The 15,985-nt window shown below is 69.5% G+C and carries 14 protein-coding genes; 10 read left to right on the forward strand and 4 right to left on the reverse strand.

The features are described 5' to 3' along the window. Positions 1 to 358: 358 nt before the first annotated feature. The gene (locus C8P66_RS05875) at positions 359 to 1,981 is read left to right on the forward strand and encodes a DUF6311 domain-containing protein (RefSeq protein ID WP_146422732.1); all 1,623 of its coding nucleotides are present in this window, start codon (positions 359 to 361) and stop codon (positions 1,979 to 1,981) included. Here the strand turns inward: C8P66_RS05875 and C8P66_RS05880 are convergent. From C8P66_RS05880 to C8P66_RS05895, 4 genes are all read right to left on the reverse strand, one after another. Beyond that, complete coding sequence (locus tag C8P66_RS05880) at positions 1,920 to 2,870, reverse strand: glycosyltransferase family 2 protein (RefSeq protein ID WP_111397224.1); 951 nt, start codon at positions 2,868 to 2,870, stop codon at positions 1,920 to 1,922. The genes C8P66_RS05875 and C8P66_RS05880 overlap by 62 nt on opposite strands. 61 nt (positions 2,871 to 2,931) lie before the next feature. Continuing rightward, a complete protein-coding gene (locus C8P66_RS05885) occupies positions 2,932 to 3,525 on the reverse strand; it encodes a 2-hydroxychromene-2-carboxylate isomerase (RefSeq protein WP_111397225.1) in 594 nt (197 codons plus the stop codon). A 32-nt stretch (positions 3,526 to 3,557) separates the two neighbouring features. Next, entirely contained in the window at positions 3,558 to 4,313 is a 756-nt protein-coding gene (locus C8P66_RS05890; RefSeq protein WP_111397338.1) for an SDR family oxidoreductase, read from the reverse strand. A 2-nt stretch (positions 4,314 to 4,315) separates the two neighbouring features. After that, positions 4,316 to 4,966: a GntR family transcriptional regulator gene (locus tag C8P66_RS05895; RefSeq protein ID WP_111397226.1), complete on the reverse strand. Its 651-nt coding sequence runs from the start codon at positions 4,964 to 4,966 to the stop codon at positions 4,316 to 4,318. 104 nt (positions 4,967 to 5,070) lie between these two features. Here C8P66_RS05895 and C8P66_RS05900 point away from each other — a divergent pair, with 104 nt between their 5' ends. From C8P66_RS05900 to C8P66_RS05940, 9 genes are all read left to right on the forward strand, one after another. Further along, positions 5,071 to 6,294, forward strand: a complete 1,224-nt coding sequence (locus C8P66_RS05900) for an ABC transporter substrate-binding protein (protein ID WP_111397227.1) — start codon at positions 5,071 to 5,073, stop codon at positions 6,292 to 6,294. A gap of 51 nt (positions 6,295 to 6,345) precedes the next feature. After that, the gene (locus C8P66_RS05905) at positions 6,346 to 7,221 is read left to right on the forward strand and encodes a branched-chain amino acid ABC transporter permease (RefSeq protein WP_111397228.1); all 876 of its coding nucleotides are present in this window, start codon (positions 6,346 to 6,348) and stop codon (positions 7,219 to 7,221) included. Between the two features lie 6 nt (positions 7,222 to 7,227). Beyond that, positions 7,228 to 9,735: a branched-chain amino acid ABC transporter ATP-binding protein/permease gene (locus C8P66_RS05910; protein WP_111397229.1), complete on the forward strand. Its 2,508-nt coding sequence runs from the start codon at positions 7,228 to 7,230 to the stop codon at positions 9,733 to 9,735. Then, positions 9,732 to 10,640: a 3-hydroxyacyl-CoA dehydrogenase gene (locus tag C8P66_RS05915; protein ID WP_111397230.1), complete on the forward strand. Its 909-nt coding sequence runs from the start codon at positions 9,732 to 9,734 to the stop codon at positions 10,638 to 10,640. Before C8P66_RS05910 ends, C8P66_RS05915 begins: the two co-directional genes overlap by 4 nt. 5 nt (positions 10,641 to 10,645) lie before the next feature. Further along, positions 10,646 to 11,575, forward strand: coding sequence for a BKACE family enzyme (locus tag C8P66_RS05920; RefSeq protein ID WP_111397231.1), 930 nt, complete (start codon positions 10,646 to 10,648; stop codon positions 11,573 to 11,575). A 155-nt stretch (positions 11,576 to 11,730) separates the two neighbouring features. After that, positions 11,731 to 12,774: a UDP-glucose 4-epimerase GalE gene (gene galE / locus C8P66_RS05925; RefSeq protein ID WP_111397339.1), complete on the forward strand. Its 1,044-nt coding sequence runs from the start codon at positions 11,731 to 11,733 to the stop codon at positions 12,772 to 12,774. Positions 12,775 to 12,779: 5 nt separating this feature from the next. Beyond that, complete coding sequence (locus C8P66_RS05930) at positions 12,780 to 14,009, forward strand: flavin monoamine oxidase family protein (RefSeq protein ID WP_111397232.1); 1,230 nt, start codon at positions 12,780 to 12,782, stop codon at positions 14,007 to 14,009. Between the two features lie 73 nt (positions 14,010 to 14,082). Next, positions 14,083 to 15,195, forward strand: a complete 1,113-nt coding sequence (locus C8P66_RS24670; RefSeq protein WP_111397233.1) for an MlaE family ABC transporter permease — start codon at positions 14,083 to 14,085, stop codon at positions 15,193 to 15,195. Between the two features lie 74 nt (positions 15,196 to 15,269). After that, the gene (locus tag C8P66_RS05940; RefSeq protein WP_111397341.1) at positions 15,270 to 15,983 is read left to right on the forward strand and encodes an ABC transporter ATP-binding protein; all 714 of its coding nucleotides are present in this window, start codon (positions 15,270 to 15,272) and stop codon (positions 15,981 to 15,983) included. The last annotated feature ends 2 nt before the right edge of the window (positions 15,984 to 15,985 follow it).

Below are 15,985 nucleotides of genomic sequence, written 5' to 3' on the forward strand. Positions count from 1 at the left end.
GGCGCAGGGTATCGGCAGCGAAAGCACCGGCATTCGGCCCACCCAGGGACAGGCCCGGGAGGTTGGCACGAGCAGAGGCTCGCGGCCGCAGCGTATTGGTAAATTCGGCACCCGACATAACGGACCCCATTCCAGAAAACTCGCCAAACCCAATCGGTGCCGGATGCCACCCTGAAGGCACCCACCCACCACCGTTCGATCCGGCAGAGCCAATCTTATGGACCCCGGACACGTCGCGTTTGCGACCGGGTTGGGGCAAGAATATGGCAGCGCAATAAGGCGCCGCGGCCCCGGGGTTGCCCCCGTCGCCATTCGGCCTGTAGAGCCGCGTCGAGGCCAGAAAATCGAGGAAAACGGCGTGTCACGCAGAGCCCGGGCCTACCTCCTCGCAGCCCTTCTGGGCCTGGTCCTGGCGGCCTGGACCTTCCCGCCGGACGTCCTGCTTCCCCATGCCGGAATGGCCTGGGCGCCCGTCGGAGATGCCGCGCAGCACATCATCGCGCAGCGCTATTTCCTCCAGGATTCATGGCGCTGGCCGCCGCTGTTCGCGATGAACCTGAACACGCCGGAGGGGCTGAACATCGCCTTCGCCGATGGCATCCCGCTGCTGGCGCTGCCGCTGAAACTGGTCGCCGCCTGGCTGCCGCAGGGCTTTCACGGCATCGGGATCTGGTACGCCATCTCCTGCGTGTTGCAGCCGGTGGCCGCGGTCTGGGCGCTGCGCGGGGCGGGCGAAAAGCGGCTTCTGCCGGCGATCGGGGTCGCTTTGGCCGCCCTCAGCACCCCCGCCTGGCTCGGCCGCTATGGTCATGCGGCCCTCGGCGGCCATTTTTTATTATTATTGTCACTCGGCCTGTACCCGCGGCTGGTGCGGGGGCCGCGGCTCTGGCCGGCGGCGGTGGCGCTCTCGGTCGCGATGCTGCTGGCGCACCCCTATCTGATGATGATGGGCATGGCGCTGCTGGCCGCCGTGCCGCTGACCCTGCTGCTGCGCCCAAACCGGGGTCGGGAGCGGGGCTGGATCATGGCGGCGGCGGGGCTCGGCGCCTGCATGGCGGCGGTGCTGCTGGTCATGGTGCTGTTCGGCTATTTCGGCGCGGTCGGGGATGGCGGCTACGGGCGCTACGCCATGAACCTGCTCTCGCCGGTCTGGCCCTATCGCTCCGGCCTGCTGCCGGGGCTGGTGACCACGGAGGTCGATGCCACCGGCTTTGGCGGGTGGGAGGGGTTCAACTGGCTGGGCGCGGGGCTGCTGCTCGGGCTGGTGCTGGCGCTGTGGCATGGCGGCGCCTGGGATCTGGTGCGGCGACACGCCGGGCTGGCGCTGGCGATGCTGGGGCTGACCGTGCTGGCGGTGTCGCAGCGGGTCGGGCTCGGCTCGCAGATCATCCTGGATTTGGGGCAGGCGCCGGCGGTGCTGGAGCAATTCCGCGCCTCCGGCCGCTTCTTCTGGCCGGTCGCCTATGTGCTGCTGATCGGCGTGGCGCTGCTGCTGGCGCGCTGGCGGCCATGGCTGGTGCTGGCGCTGGGGCTGCTGCAATTCGCCGATGCCGTGCCGATGCGCGCAGCACTGCACGACTGGGCCGCCCGCCGCCCGGCCTGGGGGCTGGAGGCCGCCCCCCTGCGCGCGCTCTTCGCCACGCATGAGCGGCTGAGCCTGTTCCCAAGCTGGCCCTGCATCGCGCCGCGGGATGAGGAGAGCTTCAGCCTCGCGCAGCAGGCGCTCGCGCTGGCCTCGGAGACCGCCATTCCGGTGAACACCATGCAGGTCGCCCGCTGGCGCACCCCCCCGGTCTGCCGCGACACCGAACTGGCCGCGACCCCGATCGGGCCCGGCGAGCTGCGGCTGTTCCTGCCCGCCGCCCGCGCCCTGGCCCCCCCGGGCTGCGCCGTGGTGGGGCAGGCGCTGGCCTGTGGCCTTACTCGCCGCTCGGCAGATGCCGTTCCACCAGATACAGCGGCCGGTTCTTCGTCTCGTTGAAGATGCGGCCGAGGTATTCGCCGATGATGCCGAGCGTCATCAACTGCACGCCGCCGAGGAACAGCACCACCGCCATCAGGCTCGGATAGCCCGCGACCGGGTTGCCGAAGAGGATCGTCTTGGCGATCACCTGCAAGCCATAGATCAGCGAGATCACGGCGGTCACGAGCCCCGCATAGGTCGCGATCTTGAGCGGCCCGACGGTGAAGCTGGTGATGCCCTCCAGCGACAGGTTCCACAGCTTCCACCAGTTCCATTTGGTGGTGCCGGCCGCGCGCGGCGCGCGTTCATACAGCACGGCGCGCGAGGGAAACCCGACCCAGGCGAACAGCCCCTTCATGAAGCGATGGGTTTCCCGCAGCCGCAGCAGCGCATCCAGGGCGCGGCGGCTCATCAGGCGGAAATCGCCGGTGTCCTTGGGCAGTTCTACCCGCCCGCCGAGGTTCTGCATCACCCGGTAGAATCCCGCGGCGGTGGTCCGCTTCATCCAGGATTCGCCGTGGCGCACGCTGCGCTGGGCATAGACCACGTCAAAGCCCTCGGCCCAGGCGGCGACGAGGTCGGGGATCACCTCGGGCGGGTCCTGCAAATCGGCGTCGATCACCACCACCGCCTCGGTGGCGCGGGCATGGTCGAGCCCGGCGGTCAGCGCGATCTCCTTGCCGAAGTTGCGGCTGAGGTTCAGCACCGCGACGCGCGGATCGGCCTCCCGCAGGGTCAGCAGCAAAGGCAGGGTCGCGTCCTTGGACCCGTCATTCACATAGACGACCTCCCAGGGGCGGCCGATGCCCTCCATGGCGGCGACAAGCCGGGCATGGAAGGCGCCGAGCACCTCCTGCTCATCATAGGCGGGGACCACGACCGACAGGGCGGGGGCGGGCTCGGGCATCGGACCTCGGGGGCTGGAACGCCCCAGCATGCCCCGCAAAAACGGCTGGACTGTGTCGGGTTCAGCCCTGGGCGAGGCGGCGCTCCACAAACTCCAGCCGGTCCTGGCCCCAGAAGATCTCATGGCCGATGACATAGGAGGGCGCGCCGAAGACGCCCCGCGCCAGGGCGTCGGAGGTATCGGCCAGACGGCGATCGGCATAGGCGGGGGCGGCGGCGAGCAGCGCCTCGGCATCCAGCCCGACCTCGGTGATCAGCCGGGCGAGGCATTCGGGGTCGCCGGTGTCCTGCTCCTCCTCCCACAGCGCCTTCAGCACGCGATGCGCGAGGGTGACGGCGGCGGCATCGCCCACCGTCTCCCGCGCCGCGATGGCGCATTGGGCGGAGAGGGCTTCCCGCACGGGGAAGAACTTCGGCTCGGGGTGGATGGGGATGTCCAGTGCCGCGCGCCAGCGGCGCAGCTCCATCATCCGATAGGCCTGGCGCTGCGGCGAGCGCCTGGGCAGCGGCAGCCCGCCGGAGCCGGCGAAGATGGTGCCGAAATCCACCGGGAAGATCCGCAGCGTGGCGTGGTATTTTTTCGCCAGCGCCTCGATCCGCGCCGCACCGAGATGCGTCCAGGGGGAGTTGAGCGAGGCATAGTAGTCGATGTGCATGAGCGCGCCCTCCGTGTTTTCAGGCCGTTTTTTTAAGACAGCATCTGGAGATCGCCATCGATGGCAATGGCCTGGCCGCTGATGGTCCGGCCGCGCGGGCTGGCGAGCAGCAGGATCTGGTCGGCCAGTTGCTGCGGGCTCACGTAATCCTTGATGCTGGCATAGGCGAAGGCCTGGGCCTCGATCTCGGCGAAGGCGACGCCGCGGGCCTGGGCCTTGGCCTCCAGCACCCGGCGCTGCCGGTCGCCGGAGACGAGGCCGGGCAGGATCGCATTCACCCGGATGCCGGCGCCGCCCAATTCGATCGCCAGCGATTTGGTGAAGCCGATCACGCCCCATTTCGCCGCCGCGTAAGGTGCCCGCATGCCGAAGCCGAAGCGCCCGGCGGCGCTGGAGAGATTGGTGATGGAGCCATTCGTGCTGCGCCGCAGCAAGGGAATCGCGAGCCGCGCGACATTGAACTGCCCGGTCAGGCAGATCTCCAGGCAGCGATCCCAGTCCTCGGGGTTGATGTCCTCGACCAGGCCGGTCGGGCCGGCGATGCCGGCATTGTTCACCAGCACGTCGAGCCGATCGATCCGCCCGAACATGGAGCCGACCGCCGCGCGATCCGAGACATCGCAATGCTCGCCGGTGATCCCGGCGGGGAGGGAGGCCAGGGCCGCATCATCGACGTCGCAGACATGGACGGAGGCGCCTTCCCCGGCGAAGGCCTCGGCGATGGCGCGGCCGATGCCGCCGGCACCGGCGGTGACCAGGACGCGCGCGTTGTTCAGGCCAAGATCCATGATCATTCTTCCTTCAATATGCCGCGCGCCTGGATGAAGGCGGCGGCTTCGGCGATATCGCCGGCAATGGCGGCGCGGGCCGCGGCGCCATCGTGGGCGCGCAACGCGGCCAAGGCGGCGGCGTGGAACCGCGGCGCGGGGGAATTGGCGAGGCGGCGCGGATCGGCGCGCATGTCGAGGTTCAGCACGGGGCCCGCGAGCAGCCACAGACGCTCGATGATGCTTTGCAGCAAAGGCATGCGTGCAGCGGCATAGATCGCGAAATGCAGATCCCGGTTCAAGGCGACGGCGCGGCCGCCATCGGGGTTCTTGCGCCGCACGGCGGCGGCAAAGCTCCCCTCGATCCGCGCGATCGCTGATATATCGGCGGGAGTCGCGGCCATCGCGGCGCGTTCGGCGGCCAGGCCTTCCATTTCCTGCCGCAGATCGGTCAGTTCGGAAAACTGGAGCGCCGACATCACCGGCACCCGCACCGCGCGGTTCGGCGAGACTTCCAGCGCGCCATATTCGGCAAGCCGGCCGACCGCGGCGCGGATGGGCATGGTGGAGGTGCCGAGCCGTTCGGCAAGGTCGCGCAGCGACAGTCTCTCCCCAGGCGCGACGCGTCCGGATGTGAGCAGGCCAGCAATCTGGCCATAGGCAGTTTCCCCCATGGTCGGGGGTGTCGTTTTTTGGCTGCTGGACAAGTTCGCGTTTCCCGCGCAACTATGAACCGTGATCACAGTCGGCGGCAACAGCCGATCAGGAGGAAAGTAACATGCAAGTTTCTCGCCGCGGCCTTCTGGCCGCTTCCGCCATCGGCCTTGCGGCCCCCTCCATCTCCTATGGCCAGTCCGATGTCATCCGCATCGGGCATCTGACGCCGCGCACGGGCTTTCTCGGGCCCTTGGGCGAATATGCCGTGCAGGCGATCCAGCTCGCGGGCGAGGAGATCAATGCCGCCGGCGGCATCAACGGCAAGCGGCTTGAGCTGCTGATGGAAGACAGCGTCAATCCCCAGACCGGCAGCGCCAAGGCCGAACGCTTTGTGCAGCGCGACAAGGTCGCCGCCATCGTCGGCGAAATCAATTCCGCGACCGCGCTGGCCATCGCCCAGGTCGTGAACCGCGAGCGCGTGCTCTTCGTGAACACCGGCGCCAATTCCGACGCGCTGCGCGGCTCCGATTGCCAGCGCTTCATGTTCCACGTCGAGGGCCAGAACTCGATGTATGTGAAGACGGTCGGCCGCGCGCTGGTCGCCAAGGGGCTGGTCCGCGGCAAGAAGTATTACGCGCTGACCGCCGACTACGCCTTCGGCCACGATCTGCTGCGCGTCGCCAAGAACTTCATGGGCGGCGCCGGCGGCACCGTCGCGGGCGAGGATCTGATCCCGACCGACCTCACCGACTTCTCGCCCTTCCTGCTGAAGATCCGCCAGGCGCGGCCGGACCTCGTGGTGGCGAACCTCGCGGGCGCGCAGATCACCAACTTCCTCAAGCAGTACTCGGAATTCGGGCTGCGCTTCCCGGTCGCGGGCTTCGGCTTCGACACGGCGCTCGCCTGGGGCGCCGGCGAGGGCAACTTCCTCGGCACCTGGCCGGTGATGTGGCACCACATGATCCAGGCGCCCTCGGCGCAGGCTTTTGTCCGCGCCTTCACGACGAAGTATGGCCGCCCGCCGGAGAACCAGGCCTGGGGCGACTACACCGCGCTCAAGCTCGTCGCCCAGGCGATGACCGCGACCCGCGGCACCGACGGGATGAAGATCGTCGAGCATTTCGAGGGTGAGGGCCGCATGGACATCCTCAAGACCCGCGAAGGCTACTTCCGCAAGCGCGATCACCAGCTGATGCAGGAAGCCTATGCGGTGACGGCGCTGCCGCCGGCCGAGGTCAAGAACCGTTGGGACATCTTCAGCCCTGGCGATGCGGTGCCCGCGGCGAATGAATCGCTGGAGGCCATCGCGGCCACGGCCGAAGAGAACGCCTGCACCTTCCGCTGACCGCGTAACGGGGGCCGCGATCCGCGGCCCCCCTCCACGGGGATTCCCGACTTGGAAATCGTCTTCGTCTTCGAGCAGGTCCTCAACGGGCTGCTGATCGGCGCCTTCTATCTGCTGATCGCGCTTGGGCTGTCGCTCATCTTCTCGCTCGGCGGGATCGTCAATCTCGCGCATGGCGCGTTTTTCGCGCTGGGCGCCTATCTGACCGTGGCGCTGGCGCCGACGATCGGCTTCGGGGGCGCCTTCGTGGTCTCGCCGGTGCTGGTCGGGCTGCTCGGCCTGCTGGTCGAACGCTTCCTGTTGCGACGCTTCTATCGCGGCGATCCGATCCTGGGGCTGCTGCTGACCTTCGGCCTCGCCATGGTCGCCGAGCAGGCGTTCCGCATGATCTGGGGCGCGGCCCCGGTGCCCTTCTCGATCCCGATGGCGCTGCGTGGCCAGGTCATCATCGGCGAGCTGATCTTCTCGCGCTACCGCCTGCTGATCCTGCTGGTCGCCGCCATCGCGGTGCTCGGGCTCTGGCTGCTGCTGACGCGCACCGCCTTCGGGCGCGTCGTGCGGGCCGGCGTGCAGAACCCCGACATGGTCGCCGCCCTCGGCATCTCGCTGAAGCCCTATATGAGTGCGGTGGTCGCCATCGCGGTCGGGCTCGCCGCCCTTGCCGGTGTGATGTCGGCGCCGATCACCGGCGTGCATCCGGCCATGGGCGCGGAGATCCTCACCTTCGCCTTCGTCGTCGTCGTCATCGGCGGACTCGGTTCCTTCTGGGGGGTGGTCGCGGCCGCCTTCATCGTCGGCGTCGTGCGCGGCCTTGCCGCCTATTATGTGCCGTCGGCCACGGAGGCCTCGGTCTATCTCCTCATGGTGCTCGTCCTGCTGCTGCGCCCGCGCGGCCTGTTCGGCGAACGCATCCAGAAGTTCGAGTGACCGAAGATGCGTGAGCTCCGTTCCCTTCTCATCGCCCTGGTGGCGCTGATCCTGCTGCCCTTCGCACTCGATGTGCTGGGGCTGACCACGAAGACCGCGACCGATGTCGTGATCTTCGCCATCGCCGCCATGGGGCTGAACATCCTCGTCGGCACCACCGGCCTTGTCTCCTTCGGGCATGGCGTCTGGTTCGGGCTCGGCGCCTTCGCCGCGGCGATCCTGCAACGCGAGTTCATGCCGGGCTCGGTGATCGGGCCGGGGGTTGGCGCGCTGCTGATCGTGGGCCTCGGCTCGGCGGTCGCGGGGCTTGTGATCCTGCGCCGGCGCGGGGTGTATTTCTCGCTGCTGACCCTGGCGCTGACAGCGATGTTCTATGCCATCGCCTTCCGCTGGACCGATCTGACCGGCGGGGAGAACGGCCTCGGCGGCATCGAACGTCGGGGGCTGCTGGACGACTCCAACTGGTATTACGCGCTGGTCGCGGTGATCGCCTTCGGCGTCTGCGCCGCGCTGTGGCGCTTCCATGCCTCGCCGGTCGGCACCGTGCTGGTCGCGATCCGCGAGAATGAGCAGCGCGCCGGCTTCGTCGGCTACAACACCAACCACTACAAGCTGCTCGCCTTCGTGGCCTCCGCGAGCCTGACGGCGCTGGCCGGCGTGCTCAGCGTCTTCAACCACCGCTTCGCCAGCGCCGATCCGATGACCATCGCCTTCTCGGGCGAGTTGCTGGCCATGGTGGTCATCGGCGGCATGCGCTCCTTCCTCGGCCCCGCCTTGGGCGCGCTGTTCTACATCCTGTTCCGCGAATTCCTGTCGATCTACACGGCGAACTGGCTGCTGATCTTCGGCCTGCTCTTCGTCTGCTTCATCATCTTCAGCCCGACCGGGCTCGTCGGTGTCGCCGCGCGGCTACTGGCGCCCTTCCTGCCCAAGGCGCCGGATCTGGCCGCGGCGATGGCCGCGCGCCGGGTCGAGGACCCGACCCCCGTGCCCGCCGCCTTCATCCGCCCCGGCTCCGGCACGGGCCCGGTGCTGGAGGCCAAGGGTCTGCAAAAATCCTTCGGCGGCATTCGCGCGGTGCGTGATGTGTCCTTCGCCGTTGCGGATCGGACCCTGCATGCGCTGATCGGCCCGAATGGCGCGGGCAAAACCACCGCCTTCAACCTGCTCTCCGGCCTGTTCGCGCCGGATCGCGGCACCGTCACGCTCGATGGCCGCCAGGTGGCGGGGATGGAGCCCTATGCCATCACCCGGGCGGGGCTCGGGCGGTCCTTCCAGATCACCAACCTCTTCCCCGGCCTGTCGATCGAGGAAAACATCCGCCTCGCCATCCAGGCGCGGCACGCCTCGCGCTTCGCGCCGCTGCGCTCGGCCCATGCCATCGCCGCGATCAACGAGGAAACGGCGCTGCTGGTGCGCTGGATGGGGCTTGCCGGCATCGAGCATGCCGAGGCCGGCGCGCTCTCCTATGGCGGGCAGCGTCTTGTGGACATGGCGCTGGCGCTGGCGACGCGGCCGCATATCCTGTTGCTGGATGAGCCGCTCGCGGGGCTTGCCGCCGCCGAACGCCAGCGCGTCGGCGATCTGATCAAGCGCCTGTCCACGGACATTCCCGTGCTGCTGGTCGAACACGACATCGACCGCGTCTTCCAGATCGCCGATCGCGTCACCGTCATGAATGATGGCGAAGTGCTCGTGGATGGCGGCGTCGAGGATGCGCGCACCGATGAACGGGTGCAGGCGGTCTATCTCGGCAGCGGCGCGCATGCCGTGGCCTCCAAGCCCCGCGCCTCGGCGGTGGAGCCCGAGGCGATGCTGGTGATCGACCAGGTCAACACCTACTACGGCAAGAGCCACATCCTGCGCGACGTCTCGCTGACGCTACGCAAAGGCGAGGTGATGGCGCTGCTCGGGCGCAATGGCGCGGGCAAATCCACGCTGCTCAAGACCATCATGGGCACCGCCCCCCCGGCCCGCGGCAGCGTGATGCTGGCCGGTGACGAGTTGGCGGGGCTCTCGGCCGATCGCGCGGCACGGCTCGGCGTCGGCTTCGTGCCGCAGGGGCGTGGGCTCTTCGCGGGGATGAGCGTGCAGGACAACCTCGGCTTGGGGCGCCTCAAGCGCATCACCGGCGCCGGGCGGCATTGGGAGGAGGAGCGCGTGCTCGAATTCTTCCCGCGCCTCAAGACCCGTTGGAAGGTCGCGGCCGATCATCTTTCGGGTGGCGAACAGCAGATGGTCGCGGTTGCCCGCGCGCTGATGGGCGATACCCGCGTGCTGCTGCTGGACGAACCCTTCGAGGGCCTCTCCCCGGCGATCTCGGAGGAACTCTTCGAGGCCTTCGACAAGCTGCGCCACGAGGTCTCGATCATTCTGGTCGATCACCATCTCGACCTGGCGCTTGCCCTGTCGGATACCACGGTGGCGTTGGAGCGCGGCAGCGTGACCTGGAGCGGTGAAAGCCGCCTGCTCCGCGACGACGAAGACCTGCGACGGAAGGTGCTGTGGCTGTGAAGAGTGTAGCGATTGTCGGCAGCGGCCTGATCGGCCGCGCCTGGGCGATGATCTTTGCCCGTGGCGGCTATGCGGTGCGGTTGTTCGATCCGATGGAGGGTGTGGCCGCCAACGCCGTCGGGCTCTGCGCCCAGGGGCTGCGCGACCTTGCCGAGGCCGGGCTCTGCGACGACCCGGCCGGGGCCGCCGCGCGCATCTCTGCCGCCGAGACCTTGGGCGATGCCGTCGCCGGTGTCGTGCTGGTGCAGGAGAACGGGCCGGAACTCGCCGACATCAAGCGCCAGATCTATGCCGATCTCGACCGCCTGGCGCCGCCGGATGCGATCCTCGCCTCCTCCAGCAGCGCCATCCGCATCAGCCTGTTTGCCGAGGATCTGCACGGCCGCGCCCGTTGCCTGATCGCGCATCCGGTGAACCCGCCGCATCTGATCCCGGTCGTCGAATTGTCCGGTGCCGAGTTCACCGCGCCCGAGGTCATCGCCCGCGCCCATGCGATCTATGAGGAGATCGGCCAGGTGCCGATCACCGTGCTGAAGGAGATCGAGGGCTTCATCCTCAACCGCCTGCAAGGCGCGCTGCTGGCCGAGGCGTTTCGGCTGGTCGATGAGGGCTACGTGACCCCGCAGGACCTGGACAAGACGGTGAAGGACGGGCTCGGCCTGCGCTGGGCCTTCATGGGCCCGTTCGAGACCATCGAGTTGAACGCGCCGGGCGGCATCGCCGATTACTGCGCGCGCTACACCGGCTTCTACAAGCGGCTGGCCGCCGCCCCGCCGGCGCCCGAGGTTTACGACACGCAGCGCGTCGCCGAACAATGGCCCACCACTACCGACCTGCCCGCGAAAATGCGGTGGCGCGACCAGAAACTCGCAGCCCTGCGCGCCCATAAGAAGCAAGAGGACTGATCCCCATGGCCAAGCCGCGCCCCGTCATCATCACCTGCGCCGTCACCGGCGCGATCCACACCCCCAGCATGTCGCCGCATCTGCCGATCACCGCCTCCGAGATCGCCGAGGCCGCGATCGGCGCCGCCGAGGCGGGCGCGGCCATCGTCCATCTGCATGCGCGCAACCCCGTGGACGGCAGCCCGGACCAGTCGCCCGAGGCCTTCGCCCCCTTCCTCGGCGTCATCAAGCAGGCGTCCAACTGCGTGATCAACATCACCACCGGCGGCGCGCCGACGATGACGATCGAGGAGCGCGTCCGCCCCGCCGCGACCCACAAGCCCGAGGTCGCCTCGCTGAACCTCGGCTCGATGAACTTCGGCCTGTTCGGGATGCTGAACCGCTTCAAGGAGTTCAAGCATCCCTGGGAGAAGCCCTACCTCGAAAACAAGGACATCATCTTCCGCAATTCGTTCAAGGATATCGAATACATCCTGACGACCTGCGCCGGGAACAACACCCGGTTCGAGTTCGAGTGCTACGACACCTCGCATCTCTACAACCTGAAATACTTCTTCGATCAGGGGCTGGTGCAGGCGCCGCTGTTCATCCAGACGGTGTTCGGCCTGCAAGGCGGCATCGGCGCGCATCCGGATGACGTGCTGCACATGAAGCGCACCGCCGACCGCCTGTTCGGCGACAACTACCAGTGGTCGGTGCTGGGTGCGGGGTCCAACCAGCTCAAGATCGCCGCCATGGCCGCGGCGATGGGCGGCAATGTCCGTGTCGGGCTGGAGGACAGCCTCTGGGCCGGCCCCGGCCGCCTCGCCGCGAGCAACGCCGAGCAGGTCCGCCTGGTGCGCCAGATCATCGAGAGCCTCGGCCTTTCGGTCGCGACCCCGGATGAGGCGCGCGAGATCCTCAGCCTCAAGGGCGGCGACAAGACCGCCTTCTGAGGACCGCCTTTTGGGGGCTGCCATCTGGGCACCACGGCTCTGCCTCGCATCCGCCATAAGGCCCTGGCATAAACGCCAGGGCCGCAGTGGCCTGGACACGAGACATGACCGCGCCTGACCCGATCCGCCCGCTCGCCGACCGCCGCCAGCAGCAGATGCCGGCCCCGGTTCCGGCGGGCACCGGCTCCACCTACCTCGTCACCGGCGGCGCCGGCTTCATCGGCAGCCACACCGTCCAGGCGCTGCGCGCGCGGGGCGATCGCGTCGTCGTCCTCGACGATCTGCGCCAGGGCCATGCCGAGGCGGTGCCGGCCGATGTGCCGCTGGTGGTCGCCGATCTGGCCGACCGCGCGCGGCTGGCCGAGGTCTTCTCGACCTGGAAGATCGATGCGGTGCTGCATTTCGCCGCCCTCTCTTTGGTCGGTGAGAGCATGACCGACCCCATCCGCTACTGCCGCGACAACCTCGCCAATGCGATGAACCTCGCCGAGGCGGCGGTGGCCGGCGGCTGCCGGCGCTTCGTGCTCTCCTCCACCGCGGCGCTGTTCCTGCCGCCCGAGGATGGCTCGCCCATCGCCGATGATGCGGTGCCGAACCCGCAGAACGCCTATGGCGAGAGCAAGTACCTGATCGAGCGCGCTTTGGTCTGGGCCGACAAGGTGCATGGGCTGCGCACCGCCGCTTTGCGCTACTTCAACGCCGCCGGCTGCGACCCCGAGGGGGTGCTCGGCGAGGACCATGACCCCGAGACCCATCTGATCCCGATCGCGATCGATGCCGCCCTCGGCCGCCGCCCGCCGCTGGCGATCTTCGGCACCGACTACCCGACGCGGGATGGCACCGCGATCCGCGACTACATCCATGTCTGCGACCTCGCCTCGGCGCATCTGGCGGCACTGGACCGGCTGGAGGTCGGCTCCTGTCGCTACAACCTCGGCACCGGCACGGGCACCACGGTGCAGGAGGTGGTGGCCGCCGTCGAACGCGTCTCGGGGCGCAAGGTGCCGGTGCGTGACGCCCCGCGCCGCGCCGGCGACCCGGCGGTGCTGGTCGCGCGTTCGGACAGGTTCCAGATCGACACCGGCTGGGAGCCGCGGATGCGCCGGCTGGATGATCTGGTCGCCACCGCCTGGAACTGGCGCCAGCGCCACCCGGATGGCTACCGCTCGCGCCCGGCGGCGAAACTCGCCGCGGGCTGACAGACATGCCCGATGTCCTGGTCATCGGGGCCGGGGCCGCCGGGATCGCCGCCGCGCGCGCGATCCGGGACGCCGGCCGCTCGGTGCTGGTGCTGGAGGCGCGGGACCGTGTCGGTGGCCGCGCCTGGACCCGCGACACGCCCTGGGGCCCCTGGGATGCCGGCGCCACCTGGCTGCACAGCGGCGCGACCAACCCGCTGACGCCGCTGGCGCGGGGGCTCGGCATCCCGCTCGCCGATCACGATAGCTTGGGTGAGGACGTGACCTTCATCGGCGGCCGCCGCGCCGATGCGTCCGAAACCGCCGCATTGGCCGCCGCCCGCGCCCGCTTCCATCGCGCCATCGTCCGGGCCGAACCGCGCGGCCAGAGCGTGGCCGAGGTCGTGCCTCGCGAGGGCGACTGGGCCGCGACGGTCGCCGCCTGGGAGGGGGAGGTGATCTCCGCCGCCCCCCTCGCGGCACTGGACCTGGAGGATTTCGCCGCCACCCTGCTCGATGCCCCGAACCTGCTGCCGGTCGGTGGCGTCGGCGCCCTGCTGGCGCGGCTGGCGGAGGGGCTGCCGATCCGCCTCGGCTGCCCGGTGCTGGGGCTGGACTGGTCGGGGCCCGGGGTGGTCGCGCGCACGGCCGCCGGCGCGGTCGCCGCACGTGCCGCCATCGTCACCTTGCCGACGCCGCTGCTGGCCGATTTCGCCTTCTCGCCACCGCTGCCCGAGGCACAAGGCCGGGCTGCGGCCGATTTGCCGCTTGGGCTGCTGACCAAGGTGCTGCTGCCGGCGGCGGGGGCGGACCGGCTGGATGTGCCGCCCTTCTCCGGCGTGGACCGCCAGGTCGCGCCGGGCGAGACCCTCGTCACCTTCATCCTCTGGCCGCATGGGCTGCCGCAGGCCTGGGGGTTCTTGGGCGGCCCCGTGGCCCGGGCGCTCCCGGCCGAAGGCGTGGTCGCGCTGATGCGGGCGGAGATCGCGCTCCGCTTCGGGGCGCGGGGGGAGGCGGCGTTCGACTGGCCCCAGGCCATCGTCAGCGACTGGGGCGATGACCCTTGGGCGCGGGGTGCCTATTCCCACGCGCGGCCCGGCGCGGCGGCCGCGCGGCCACGGCTGGCGGCGCCCTTGGCCGGCGGGCGCCTGTCCCTGGCCGGGGAAGCCTGCCACACGAGCCTTGCCGGCACCGTCGGCGGCGCCTGGGAAAGCGGGCGGGCCGCAGCCCGGCAGGCTCTTACCGCGTTGCAATAAGCGGCTTGGCCCCCAGATGGGCGCGGTGCAGAACAGCCTTGCTCGAATTCGGGCAGGCTCATCAAGGGATCGCATGACCGCCGAGACTCTGCCCGCCCCCGCCCCCAGCCTGACCCAGGACGGCACCAGGCTTGTCTTCGCCGGCCGCTTGGACGCGGCGGCGGCGGCCAGCCTGTGGCGGCCGGCCAAGGCGGCGGCGGAGGCCGCGTCAGCCCCGTTGGAGCTGGATCTGTCGGCGGTCGAGGTGCTGGACACCAATGGCGCGACCCTGCTGCTGCGGGCGGGGGGCGAGGCGCCGCGCACCACGGGGGCCTCCCCCGCCGTGGCGGCGGTGCTGGCCCGGGCCGTGGCGGCCGCCGCGGCACCGGGGCCGGCGGGCGGCAAGCGCCGCCGCTTCTCACCGCTGGCGATGATCGGCGCCGCCGCCTTCGGGATCGGCGACAAGGCCGCGGGCTGGGTGGCCTTCCTGGGGGAGGCGGCGGTCACCATCGGTGCCTATGCGGTCCGCCCGCGCGGGGTGCGCTTCGGCGATCTGATGCGCCATCTGGATGAGGCGGGGACGCGCGCCTTCGGGCTGTGCATCCTGCTGGGCAGCCTGCTCGGCGTGATCCTGGCCTTCCAATCCTCGATCCCGATGCGCCAGTTCGGCGCCGAGATCTTCATCCCCAAGCTCGTCGGCATCTCGCTGTTGCGCGAACTCGGCCCGCTTATGGCCGCGATCATCCTCGCCGGGCGCACCGGCTCGGCCTATGCCGCCGAGCTCGGGACCATGACGGTGAATGAGGAAGTGGACGCCCTGAAGATCATGGGCATCGATCCCATGCGGATGCTGGTGCTGCCGCGCCTGCTGGCGGGCACGCTGGTGATGCCGGTGCTGGCGCTGCTGCTGACCCTGGCGGGGCTGATCGGGATGGGCGCGGTGATGGTGGGGCTCGGCTTCCCGCCCACCGCCACCATGAACCAGCTTTCGAGCAGCCTGACGCTCGGGGATATGATCGGCGGGCTGGGCAAGGCCGCCTGCTTCGGGCTGGCGATCGCGGGGATCGGCTGCCGCTCGGGGCTCTCGGCCGGGCGCGGGCCGCAGGCGGTGGGCGATGCGGCCACCGGCGCCGTGGTCGGCGGCATCGTCTCGATCGTGGTGCTGGACGGGATTTTCGCCGTGCTGTTCTTCCGGCTCGGCTGGTGAGCGCCGCGGCTGCGCCCGCGCATGTGGCACCGGGCCCCGATGCGCCCAAGGTCGTCACCGTGGACCATCTCGCGATGGCCTTCGGCGCGCGCACGCTGTTCCGCGATGTGAGCTTCGAGGTCCGCGCCGGGGAGGTCTTCGTCATCCTCGGCGGTTCGGGCTGCGGCAAATCGACCTTGCTGAAGCTGATGATCGGCCTGTTTCCCCCGACCGCCGGCACCATCGAGGTGCTGGGCAACGACATTGTGACCGCGAGCGGCGATGCGCGGGAACGCATGCTCAAGCGCATCGGCGTCATGTGGCAGTCCGGCGCGTTGTTCGGATCGATGACCTTGCTCGAAAACATCATGCTGCCGCTTGAGGCGCATACGAAAATGCCGGAGGAGGCCCGCCGCGAGGCGGCGCGGATCAAGCTCGGCATGGTCGGGCTCGGCGATGCCTCCAACCGTCTGCCCGCGGAAATCTCGGGCGGGATGGCCAAGCGCGCGGGCATCGCGCGGGCGATGGCGCTGGACCCGCCGCTGCTTTTCCTCGATGAGCCCTCGGCCGGGCTCGACCCCATCACCTCGGCAGGATTGGACAAGCTGATTCAGGATCTGGCGCGCGACCTCGGCACCACCTTCATCGTTGTCACCCATGAACTGCAATCCATCCTGGCGATCGGCGATCGCTGCATCATGCTGGACAAGGACGCCCAGGGCATGATCGCGACCGGCAATCCGCGGGAGCTGCGCGACACCGCGACCCATCCCGTCGTGCGCGCCTTTTTTCGTCGGGAGGCGATGTAGCG

The sequence above is a fragment of the Humitalea rosea genome (assembly GCF_003253705.1).
Classification (GTDB): domain Bacteria; phylum Pseudomonadota; class Alphaproteobacteria; order Acetobacterales; family Acetobacteraceae; genus Humitalea; species Humitalea rosea.